Source organism: Agromyces sp. NPDC055520 (genome assembly GCF_053619715.1).
This window is the reverse complement of sequence record NZ_JBSHJY010000013.1, coordinates 1-11,290: the sequence shown is the minus strand read 5'-3', so window position 1 is coordinate 11,290 and position 11,290 is coordinate 1. Positions and strand designations below refer to the sequence as shown.

At 70.4% G+C, this 11,290-nt stretch carries 8 protein-coding genes; 6 read left to right on the top strand and 2 right to left on the bottom strand.

Going from position 1 to position 11,290, the window contains the following annotated elements; genetic code table 11:
• Positions 1 to 29 precede the first annotated feature (29 nt).
• Both ACWGST_RS07740 and ACWGST_RS07735 read left to right on the top strand, forming a co-directional pair.
• Positions 30 to 899, top strand: a complete 870-nt coding sequence (locus tag ACWGST_RS07740) for a sugar phosphate isomerase/epimerase family protein (RefSeq protein WP_452046086.1) — start codon at positions 30 to 32, stop codon at positions 897 to 899.
• The gene (locus ACWGST_RS07735) at positions 896 to 1,912 is read left to right on the top strand and encodes a sugar phosphate isomerase/epimerase family protein (RefSeq protein WP_452046085.1); all 1,017 of its coding nucleotides are present in this window, start codon (positions 896 to 898) and stop codon (positions 1,910 to 1,912) included. The genes ACWGST_RS07740 and ACWGST_RS07735 overlap by 4 nt, the downstream gene beginning before the upstream one ends.
• A gap of 22 nt (positions 1,913 to 1,934) precedes the next feature.
• Here ACWGST_RS07735 and ACWGST_RS07730 read toward each other — a convergent pair whose 3' ends face one another.
• Both ACWGST_RS07730 and ACWGST_RS07725 read right to left on the bottom strand, forming a co-directional pair.
• Entirely contained in the window at positions 1,935 to 2,639 is a 705-nt protein-coding gene (locus tag ACWGST_RS07730; RefSeq protein WP_452046084.1) for an amidase domain-containing protein, read from the bottom strand.
• Positions 2,640 to 2,721: 82 nt separating this feature from the next.
• Positions 2,722 to 3,420, bottom strand: a complete 699-nt coding sequence (locus tag ACWGST_RS07725) for an amidase domain-containing protein (protein WP_452046083.1) — start codon at positions 3,418 to 3,420, stop codon at positions 2,722 to 2,724.
• A 111-nt stretch (positions 3,421 to 3,531) separates the two neighbouring features.
• On the opposite strand from ACWGST_RS07725, the gene ACWGST_RS07720 reads away from it, so the two are divergent.
• The 4 genes from ACWGST_RS07720 to ACWGST_RS07705 all read left to right on the top strand — a co-directional run bounded on the left by ACWGST_RS07720 (position 3,532) and on the right by ACWGST_RS07705 (position 11,238).
• A complete protein-coding gene (locus ACWGST_RS07720) occupies positions 3,532 to 4,281 on the top strand; it encodes a response regulator transcription factor (RefSeq protein WP_452046082.1) in 750 nt (249 codons plus the stop codon).
• Positions 4,278 to 5,858 (top strand): sensor histidine kinase, encoded by a 1,581-nt coding sequence (locus ACWGST_RS07715; RefSeq protein ID WP_452046081.1) that lies wholly within the window; start codon positions 4,278 to 4,280, stop codon positions 5,856 to 5,858. The genes ACWGST_RS07720 and ACWGST_RS07715 overlap by 4 nt, the downstream gene beginning before the upstream one ends.
• 39 nt (positions 5,859 to 5,897) lie before the next feature.
• Entirely contained in the window at positions 5,898 to 7,127 is a 1,230-nt protein-coding gene (locus tag ACWGST_RS07710; RefSeq protein ID WP_452046080.1) for a PucR family transcriptional regulator, read from the top strand.
• A gap of 175 nt (positions 7,128 to 7,302) precedes the next feature.
• A complete protein-coding gene (locus tag ACWGST_RS07705; protein ID WP_452046079.1) occupies positions 7,303 to 11,238 on the top strand; it encodes a Xaa-Pro dipeptidyl-peptidase in 3,936 nt (1,311 codons plus the stop codon).
• Positions 11,239 to 11,290 lie beyond the last annotated feature (52 nt).

The window sequence follows — 11,290 nt, the reverse complement described above, 5'->3', positions numbered from 1 at the left end:
CACCAGGGACTTCTCTGCAAGGAGGCAGCATGCGCCGCATCATCGGCGTCAACACCTGGGTCTGGACTTCACCGCTCGATGACGACTCGCTCGCCGAGCTCGCCGCGAAGGCCGCAGGCATGGGCTTCGGCGCGATCGAGCTGCCGGTCGAGAATCCAGGCGACTGGTCGATGGATGTCGCGGCCGACGTGCTGCGCGAACACCGACTCGCCCCCGTGGTGATCGGAGCCATGGGCCCCGGCCGCAACCTGATCGCGGCGCCCGGCTCCGAGGTCGTCGCCACCCAGAACTACCTCGTGCACTGCATCGAGGTCGCCGAGCGACTCGGTTCCCGCGTGGTGGCCGGCCCCTTCACCGCCGCGACCGGGCGCACCTGGCGCATGGACGCCGAGGAGCGCGCCGCCCGGTACCGCGAGCTGCAGGCCAGCCTCGGCCCGGTCGTGCGGGCGGCCGAACGCAGCGGTGTGCGCCTCGCGATCGAGCCGCTCAACCGCTACGAGACGAGCCTCGTCAACACCGTCGAGCAGGCGCTCGAGGCGCTCGGGCCGCTGCTCGGCCCCGGACTCGGGCTCGCCCTCGACAGCTACCACTTGAACATCGAAGAGAAGCGCGTCGGCGACGCGATCCGCCTCGCCGGCGAGCACCTCGCCTACGTGCAGGTCTGCGGCAACGACCGCGGCGCGGTCGGCGACGACCACATCGACTGGCCCGCTTTCCTCGACGCTCTGGATGACGTGGGCTACGCGGGCCCGCTCGGCCTCGAGTCCTTCACGGGCGACAACGACACGATCGCGGTCGCCGCTTCGGTGTGGCGGCCGCTCGCCGCATCGCAAGACGAACTCGCGGCACGAAGCATCCGCTATCTGACCGCCCTGCAAGACGAACGGGAGCAATCATGAACGCCGTGCCGACCCGCCCGGTCACCCTCTTCACGGGGCAGTGGGCCGACCTGCCCTTCGCCGAGGTCGCGCGCCTCGCCGCCGAGTGGGGTTACGACGGACTCGAGATCGCGTGTTCGGGCGACCACCTCGACCTGAAGCGCGCCGAAGAGGAGCCCGGCTACCTCGACGAGCGCCGCGAGATCCTCGACCGCCACGGCCTCGAGGTCTTCGCGATTTCGAACCATCTCACGGGCCAGGCCGTGTGCGACGCCCCCATCGACTTCCGCCACGAGGCGATCGTGCGGCCCTACACCTGGGGCGACGGCGACGCCGAGGGTGTCAGGCAGCGCGCCGCCGACGACATGAAGCGCTCGGCGCGCGTCGCCCGCGCGCTCGGGGTCGACACCGTCGTCGGGTTCACGGGCTCGTCGATCTGGCCGTACGTCGCGATGTTCCCGCCCGTGCCCGCCTCGGTGATCGACGCCGGCTTCGAGGACTTCGCGAACCGGTGGAACCCGATCCTCGACGTGTTCGACGCCGAGGGCGTGCGGTTCGCGCACGAGGTGCACCCGTCTGAGATCGCGTACGACTACTGGAGCTCGGTGCGCACGCTCGAGGCGATCGGGCACCGCGAGGCGTTCGGATTCAACTGGGACCCGTCGCACATGATGTGGCAGAACATCGACCCCGTCGGCTTCATCTGGGACTTCAAGGACCGCATCTACCACGTCGACTGCAAGGACACGCGCCTGCGCCCGCAGAACGGCCGGGCCGGCGTGCTCGGCTCGCACCTGCCGTGGGGCGACCCGCGGCGCGGCTGGGACTTCGTCTCGACCGGGCACGGCGACGTGCCGTGGGAGGACTCGTTCCGCGCGCTCGAGGCGATCGGCTACACCGGACCGATCTCGGTCGAGTGGGAGGACGCAGGCATGGACCGCCTGCACGGCGCGGCCGAGGCGGTCGGATTCATCCGCTCGCTGCTCTGGCCGACGCCGACCGTATCGTTCGACGCGGCTTTCTCGAACCAGTAGCGCCGCGCGTGCCCGACCTCGACTACTCGGGAATGCTCCAGTAGTACGCCACGCCGCCGGGGTGCAGCTCGGTGATCGCATAGTCGACCGAGCGTTCCCACGTGTGGTCGGTGTGGCCGGCGTAGAGGATCGTGGTCGACCCGTCGAGTTCGGTCTCGACCGAGGTCACGATGCCGGTGTGGTCGCGGTCGCCCGAGTCGTCCCAGTCGAACTGCACGATGTCGCCGACCTTCACCGAACCGCGCTCGTCGTCGGTGAGCGCGGTCGCCCGCTCGGGGTGCTCCTCGAGGTAGTCGTGCATGGCCGTCGAACTGATCCAGGCGGCGGCGTGGCCGTAGGCGTCGCCCGAGGCGTCGTACCACCACTCGTCGTCTTCGACCCAGCCCCTGGCGAGCAGCGTCTGGCTCGTGAAGTTCACGCAGTCGTTGTCGTCGAGGTAGCCGAAGGTGTCGCTCTCGGTGTCGTCCCAGTGCTCGAACGCGTAGGCGAGCTGGGCGGCGACGCCGTCGGAGTAGGCCGAGAAGTCGGCGACGACGGCATCCGCTTCGGACGTCTCGTCGTGGGCATCGGCGTTCGCGACTCCGGTCGTCGTGTCCGCGCTGGCGGCGGGCTCGTCGGTCGCCGTGGCGAATGCCCACGCGCCGCCGCCGATGACGACGACGAGCACGGAGACCGAGATGGTGACGAGGAGGCGGCGGCTGACGGGGGAGCTGAAGAGGTGGGGCATCGCGTCACAGCGTAGGAAGCGAACATCTGCGTTCTGTGTGAGTGCCTGCACGCAGCGGCCCGGCCGAGCGCCGCCGGGCGCATCAGTCGGCGACGCTCCAGTAATAGACCTTCGTCTCGGGATGTCGCGGATGGTCGTCGACCGAGCGATCCCACGTGGCATCGGTGTGGCCGCCGTAGAACACGTCGATGCTGCCGTCGTCGCGCTCGATGACGGCGGTGACGATCGCGGTGTGATCGCGGTCGCCCGAGTCGTCCCAATCGAACTGCACGATGTCGCCGGGTTCCACCTCGGCGCGCTGTCGATCGGAGAGCGGCGTCGCACGCTCGGGGTGCGCGGCGAGATAATCGCGGAACCGGGTCGACGAGCGCCATGCCTCGGTCGCCGCGTAGGGGTCGCCGTCTGCCGAGTACCCCCACTCGTCGTCGGGCAGCCAGCCTCGCTCGATGAGTGATTGCGAAGTGAAGTTCACGCAGTCGTCGTCGCCGAGCACGCCGTACCGCTCGCTCTCGTCGGCATCCCAGTTGTCGCGCACGTACTCGAGCTGGCGCAGCACGGGGGCGGGCAGCTCGGGATCGAGCTCGAGCGCCGCCTGATTCGGATGGCTGCCGTCGCCGCCCTGCGTGCCCGGCCCTGTGGGGGCCGTCGCCGCGATGACCGCCGCGACGATCGCGACGACGAGCCACGCGACGAGCACGACCGCGACGGCGACCGCGGCGCCCACCACGAGACGCCGACGCAGGTAGGTCTCGCGGGAGGGGTGTTCGGGTGGAGTGCTCATCTCTTCCACCGTAAGCGCGATCGTGCGTGCCGCCGACATGCCGCGGCGACCACGCGGCATCCACTCGACGAAGTCATAGGAAACGCATAGCTCGACGCGGATACTGGAGGTATGAGCACCAACGCCCCCGCGAACCCGCACCGCGCCCCCGCGATCGCGAAGGGCGACGGCTCGATGGTGCGCGTGCTCGTGGTCGACGACGAGCACTCGCTCACCGAGCTGCTGAAGATGGCCCTCAAGTACGAGGGGTGGGACGTGCGCACCGCGGGCGACGGGCAGACCGCGGTGAAGGTCGCCCGCGAGTTCCGGCCCGACGCGATCGTGCTCGACATCATGCTGCCCGACATCGACGGCCTCGAGGTGCTGCAGCGCGTACGCGCCGACGGCACCGAGACGCCCGTGCTGTTCCTCACCGCGAAGGACTCGCTCGACGACCGCATCGCGGGCCTCACCGCGGGCGGCGACGACTACGTCACGAAGCCCTTCAGCCTCGAAGAGGTCGTGGCGCGCCTCCGCGGACTCATCCGGCGCTCGACGCTCACGCTCGCCCAGGCGAAAGACCCGGTGCTCGTCGTCGGTGACCTCACCCTCGACGAGGACTCCTACGAGGTCAGCCGCGGCGGCACGCCGATCGAGCTGACCGCCACCGAGTTCGAGCTGCTGCGCTTCCTCATGCGCAACCCCCGCCGCGTGCTCTCGAAGGCGCAGATCCTCGACCGCGTCTGGAGCTACGACTTCGGCGGCAAGGAGTCGGTCGTCGAGCTCTACATCTCGTACCTGCGCAAGAAGATCGACGCCGGCCGTGAGCCGATGATCCACACCGTGCGCGGCGCCGGCTACATGCTGAAGGCGGTCGGATGACTCGGCCGGGCGATCCCGGCTACGCGGCGTCGGCCCGGGCGACCGCGACGGGCGCGATGCCCGGTGCTACGACCGACTCGCCGCGTGGCACGCGCGGCACACGCGGCGAATGGACCCTGCAGCGACGCCTGCTGCTCGTGCTCACCGGCCTGCTCGCCGCGGTCAGCGTCGTGGTCGGCGTGGTCAGCGTGAGCGTCTTCCACACCTCGTCGGTCGCCGCGCTCGACGCCGACCTGCACGCCGCGATGGACCGCGCCGAGCTGAACCTGCAGGGGCCTGTGCCGTTTCCCGGCAGCGGTGAGGCGGCCACGCCGCTGCTCGACGTCGCCGGCCAGTCGGCGGGCACGCTCGCCGCGGTCGTGCCCGACTCGGCGCCGGCCGACGCCGCCTACATCGCCCAAGACGCGAAGGGCATCTTGAAACTCGGCCCCACGGGCACGGCGACGCTCGCCGCGGTGCCCGACGACGGCCAGGTGCACACGATCGACATGGGCCACGCGCTCGGCGAATTCCGCGCCCTCTCCGAGCGCAAGGACATCGCCCCCGAGACCCGGGTCGTGCTGGCCCTGCCGCTCGCCGAGGTCAACGCCTCGACGCGCGAGCTCGCGGTGACGATCGCGGTGGTCGCGCTCGCGGGGCTCGTGCTCGCACTCGGCTTCGGCTCGCTCATCGTGCAGCGTGCGCTGGCCCCGCTCTCGCGCATGACCGAGACAGCGCTGCACGTCTCGGAGCTGCCGCTCGACCGCGGCGACGTCGCGCTCGCCGAACGCGTGCCCGTCGACGACGAACGCACCGAAGTCGGCCGTCTCGGCGGCGCCTTCAACCGCATGCTCGGCCACGTGGCATCCGCTCTCTCGGCTCGCGAGGAGAGCGAGCAGAAGGTGCGCCGCTTCGTGGCCGACGCCTCGCACGAGCTGCGCACGCCGCTCGCCTCGATCCGCGGCTACGCCGAGCTCACCCGACTGCACGGCGGCGAGCTGCCGCCCGACGTCGTGCACGCGATCGGGCGCATCGAGAGCGAGTCGGTGCGCATGACCGAGCTCGTCGAAGACCTGCTGCTGCTCGCGCGGCTCGACGAGGGGCGCGAACTCGCGGCGCTGCCGGTCGATCTCAGCCGGGTCGTCGTCGAGGCGGTCGGCGACGCGCAGGCGGCCGGGCCCGGCCACGAGTGGGAGGTGCGGCTTCCGGATGCCGCGGTGATCGTCATCGGCGATGAACCGCGTCTGCGACAGGTCGTGACGAACCTGCTCGCCAACGCCCGCGTGCACACGCCCGACGGCACCTCGGTCGTGGCCTCCCTCGAACGCGACGGCGACGCGGTGGTGCTCACGGTCGAAGACGACGGCCCCGGTGTGCCGCCCGCGCTCGCCGACTCGCTCTTCGAGCGCTTCGCCCGCGGGGACTCGTCGCGCTCGCGCATCGCCGGCAGCACCGGCCTCGGGCTCGCGATCGTGAAGGCCGTGGTCGAGGCGCACCACGGCGAGGTGTCGGTGACGAGCGAACCCGGCACCACCGCGTTCGTCGTCGAGCTGCCGCTCGCCCCGGAGGAAGCCGCCTCGCCCGGCACCCGCGCCTAGGCTGGTGTCGTCCGCGATCGCAGCAACCCGAGATTCCACATGAGCCTGCAGCAGTTGATCACCCGCATCGCCGTCGAGCTCGGATGCCCTGCCCTCATCGAGGATCGCCGTCGCCGCGTCATCGCATACAGTCCGCAGGCCGACGAGATCGACGAGGTGCGTCGGCGTTCCATCCTCGAGCATCGGGCCGATCCCGCGATCCATGGCTGGCTCAGCCGGCTCGGCGTGTACGAAGCGGTCTCGGCCGTGCGGGTTCCCGGGAGCCCGGAGCTCGGCATGCTCTCGCGAGTGTGCGTGCCGATCAGTCGTTCCGGCGTCGTCTTCGGCCACCTCTGGCTCATCGAGCCTGCGGGGCTCGCACCGTCGCTCGACCTCGCTCGCGTCGACGAATGCGCGGAGCAGCTCGCCGACGAGTGGGCGCGCGTGCGGATGTCGCAGGACCTCGAGTCCGCGCACGAGCGCGAGCTCGCTCGCGAACTCGTCCTCGGCCGGGCCGAGGTGCGACGCCGTGCCGCCGACGAGCTCGTCGAGTCGGGCCGGTTCGAGAGCGGAACCCTTCGCGTCTACGTGCTGGACGCCGGGTCGTCGCCCGGCCACGGCGGATCGGTTCGCGAGTCCCTCGAGCGCGCCGCGCGCCGCGCGCGTCAGACGCTCGGCGGTCGCGACGTGCTCGCGTTGGTCAGGCGCAGTCACCTGCTCCTCCTCGTTCCGGCGTCGCTGCGGCGTTTCGCCGATTGCGACCGCGTCGCCGGCGTGCTCGCGGAGTCGGCGATCGACCCGGACGGTGCCGCTCCCGAGTCGATGCGCGTCGCGGTCGGCGGCAAGGTGCCGGTCGCCGCGGCTCGCGACAGCTACCGGCAGGGTCGCCGTGCGCTCGCCATCGCCGCATCGTTCGGCATCGACGGGTCGGTCCTGCACTGGGATCGACTGGGTGTCTACCGCGGGCTGGCGGCTGCCTCCGCCTCGGGGCTCCGATCGAGCGACTTCCAGCCGGGACTCGAGCGCGTGGCCGCGGAGCGCGACGGCCAGGCCCTGATCGAGACCCTCGAGTGCTACCTCGCGGAAGCGGGCCAGGTGCAGAAGGCCGCGGTGCGCCTGGGCGTGCACCGAACCTCGCTCTACAACCGGTTGGCCCGTGTCGAGCGGATTCTCGAGATCAACCTCGGCAACGGTCTCGATCGCCTCGGCCTGCATGTCGCCCTCATGCTCTGGGCGGGCGAGGCGGGGGATCGTGAGCGCCGTGCGCAGGACGCCGCCGAGGTGACGTGATCGATCCCGTTCCGTCGTCGCATCGACATCTGTCGATCGGCGTGAGCGCTCGCCGCAACATCTGACGCGTGCTCCGAGACGACCCTGTGCGTAGCCTGTGGATGTCACCGGGTGGTCATCCTCGCCTGCATCTGCGGACGGCGGTCGCCCCCGACCCCGTTCGAAGGAGCCCCCCATGACATCAACGGTCCCGCATCCCGATGGCCGGCGCCGCGGTCGCGTCGTCGCCGTCGCACTGACCTCGGCGCTCGCGCTCGGCGGCGTCGTCGCGGCGACGCCCGCGCAAGCGGCACCCGCGCCGGCCCCGGCCGAGCCCACCTTCGTCGACGGCCTCTCGCAGGCGGTCTTCACGAAGGTGGCGGCCGAGTGGATCAACGAAGAGGCATGGGTCGAGAGCGAGGTCGACTCCGATCGCGACGGCCGGCCCGACCTCGTGCACATCGACGTGAGCCGCGTGCCCGAGACCGCCGACGGACTCAAGGTCCCGGTGCTCATGGAGATGAGCCCCTACTATGCGGGTGGAACCAGCGTCTCGAACTGGCCGGTCGACCACGAGATCGGCTCCCCGCCGACAGAGAAGCCGGCCTGGCCGGTCTTCACTCCGAGGAATCGCACGAGCCCCCGCATCTCGGGCTCCCTCGAGAACACGTGGGTGCCGCGCGGATTCGCCGTCGTGCACGCCGAGGGCCTCGGCAGCGGATGGTCCGAGGGGTGCCCGACCTCGGGCGGCGAGAACGAGTCGCTCGCCGGCAAGGCCGTCGTCGACTGGCTGAACGGCCGAGCCACCGCCTACACGGCGCCCGACCGGGCGACGACGGTCTCCGCCGACTGGACGACCGGAAACGTCGGCATGATCGGCACCTCGTACAACGGCACGTTGCCGATCGGCGTCGCGAGCACCGGTGTCGAGGGCCTCGAGGCGATCGTTCCCGTGTCGGCGATCTCGAGCTGGTACAACTACTACCGCTCGAACGGAGCCGTTCGTGCACCCGGCGGATACCAGGGCGAAGACCTCGATGTGCTCGCCGACTACGTCTACACCCGGTTCGACCAGCAGATCTGCCAGCCCGTCATCGACGAGCTCCGTGCGAACCAGGACCGCGCCACGGGCGACTCGAGCCCCTTCTGGGAGGAGCGCGACTACCTCGCCGATGCCGACCAGATCACAGCCGCCACGCTCGTCGCCCACGGTCTGAACGACTGGAACGTCATGACGAAGAACGCCTCGGACCTCTACGAGGCCCTGAAGGCGCGCGGTGTGCCGCACCAGATCTACCTGCACCAGGGCGGCCACGGCGGCAACCCCAACGACACGCTGCTCAACCGCTGGTTCACCCGGTATCTCTACGACGTCGAGAACGGGGTCGAGGAGCTGCCGAAGGCCTACGTCGTGCGTGAGGACCGGACGCTCACCGAGTACCCCGAGTGGCCGGACCCGGCCGCGGCGTCGGTCAAGCTGAAGTTCGCTCCGGCGGACGAGGCCGACGGGATCGGGGCGCTCGCCGTCTCCCGCAACGGGTCTCGTGCGACCGAGAACCTCGTCGACGATGCGAGCATCCGTGCGTCCGCGCTCGCCGCGGCGGAGTCGTCGCCGAACCGCTTGGCCTACCGCACTGCAGTGCTCGGCGAGCCCATGCGCCTCTCCGGTACGCCGTCGGTCTCGCTCGAGGTCGCGGTGGACCGTGCGAAGGCGAACCTCTCGGCCCTGCTCGTGGAGTACCCGGCGACCGGGTCGCCGAAGATCATCACGCGCGGTTGGATGGATGTCGAGAACCGCGGCTCGTCCGCCGTCACCGAGCCGATCACACCGGGGGAGTCGTACAGCTTCAGCTTCGACTTCGAGCCGAAGGACTACGTCTTCTCCGCCGGCTCGCAGATCGGCGTGGTGATCATCTCGTCGGACAACGAGTACACCGTACGTCCGGCACCCGGCACCGAGCTGACCCTCAAGCCGTCGGCATCGACGGTGCACCTGCCGCTCGTCGGCGGGATGGGGGCGCTGCAGAGCTCGCTGCGCGCGGCGGAGTGTGTTCGGGCGCCGGCCGCCTCTCGTGAGGCGGCCGGCGCTCTCGGCTCAGTCACCGCCCGCGGGGCCCGTTCGTCGCGCCACCCACGCGTCGATCCTCCGACCGTGATGCAACGTCGCGTCGCGGGACATCCAGATGAAGGGAACCACCGCATGAACGCCCAACCGTTCGCCCCACCACTCGCTCCGCGTGACGTCACGCCGCGCGCGGGGCGTCGTCGCGCCGGCGCCCTCGCGCTCGCCGCAGTGCTGACCGCAGGCCTGACCGTCACCGCGGCCCAGGCCGCGAACGCCGACGAGCCCGCCGTCGGCAGCTCGACGCTCGTCCCGATCCAAGTGACCGGCGACCCCTCCGAACGCTTCTCGCTCGTCATCCTCGGCGACGGGTACACCGCCGACGAGCAGCCGCTCTTCCGCGAGCAGGTCGAGAAGCACCTCGAAACGATGTGGAGCATCGAGCCGTACAAGAGCTACCGCAACTACTTCAACGTCTACGCGGTGGAGATCATCTCGGGTGAGTCCGGCATCAGCTGCGATTCGTCCCTCGACTCGCCCCGCCGCGACACCCCGCTCAAGATGTCGTTCTGGGGCGGATGCAACCCGAACAGCGTGCAGCGTCTCATCACGATGAACGGCGCGAAGGCCCGCGAGTACGCGAAGGTCGCGCCCAAGGTCGACCAGGTGCTCGCCCTCGCGAACAGCGACACCTACGGCGGCGCGGGCGGCAGCTACGCGACGGCGAGCGGCGGCAACTCGCTCTCGGCGCTCATCTCGCCGCACGAGATCGGGCACTCGCTCGGCGGCCTCGCCGACGAGTACGACTACTACACGCGCGGCATCACGACGGGCGACTACACGGGCGGCGAGCCCCGCTCGAAGCACCACACGATCATGACCGTCGAGGAGATGGCCGCGCAGCAGGCCAAGTGGTGGCGCTGGCTCGGGGAGCCGAGCGAGGCCGGCGGAACCATCGGCGCCTACGAGGGCGGCCAGTACTACTCGACCGGCATCTTCCGCCCGAGCCGTCACTCGATGATGAAGACGCTCGGCTACCAGATGGACCAGGTCTCGCGCGAGATCATGACCGAGCGCATCTCGTCGAAGATCCCGCTCATCGCGGACGCGCCCGACGAGGCCACGCCGGTCGCAGCCGACGAGGTGATCTCGATCGATGTCGCCCACCCCGTCTACCATGAGCTCGACGTCGACTGGGCGATCAACGGCAAGGCGGTGCCGAACCCCCACAACACGACGCAGCTCGAGCTCAAGAAGACGCCGGCAAAGCCCGGCGATGTGGTGACGGTCACGGTCGTCGACAACACGCCCTTCGTGCGCGACCCCGCGCTCCGCGACTCGGCGTCGATGACCCAGTCGCGTTCGTGGACCGTCGGCTCAAATAGGGCAGTGGCCTCCGACGTCGAGCCGGCGTTCACCGAGTCGACCCGGACGGAGAGCCCGGTCGGCTCGCTCGACGTGCTCTACGTCGAGACCACGCACCGGTCCGACCGCGTCTTCGACGTCATCTGGACGGTCGACGGCGTGCGCCAGCCGAACCCGCACAATGCGCGCACCCTCGAGCTCGCCGATCTCGGGCTCTCGACGGGAACGCACACGGTCACCGCATCGGTCGGCGACTCCAAGCGTGCCGGTGCCGCCGCCGAGACGCTGACGTGGACCGTCGACGCCGAGGGGCCGACGGTCGAGTCCGTCGTCTCCGCACCGGTCGAGACCTCGGTCGGCGCGAACGGCGAGCCGCATTACGTCGTCGACGGGTCGTTCACGATGAAGCTGACGGCGAGCGACGACGAGGCCGGTGCGCTCGTGACCGAGTTCCGCCTCGACGGCGACGGCTGGCACAACTACTACGGTTGGCCGACCGATGCCGAGGCGCCGTTCCTGTTCACGCCGACCGGCACGAACGTCGACGACCTCGTCTACGGCAACCTCGGCACGGGCGGCATGTCGCTCTCGCCGTTCCAGGTGCGGGAGCCGGGCTACGGCGAGCACCGAGTCGAGTACCGGTCGACGGATGCCGCGGGCAACATCGGTCCGGTCGAGGCGTTCACCGTCGAGGTGCGCCCCTGATCGGGCCCACGCGCCGCATCGGCGCATCGTCGCGAGTCTGATTGCGCGGGGC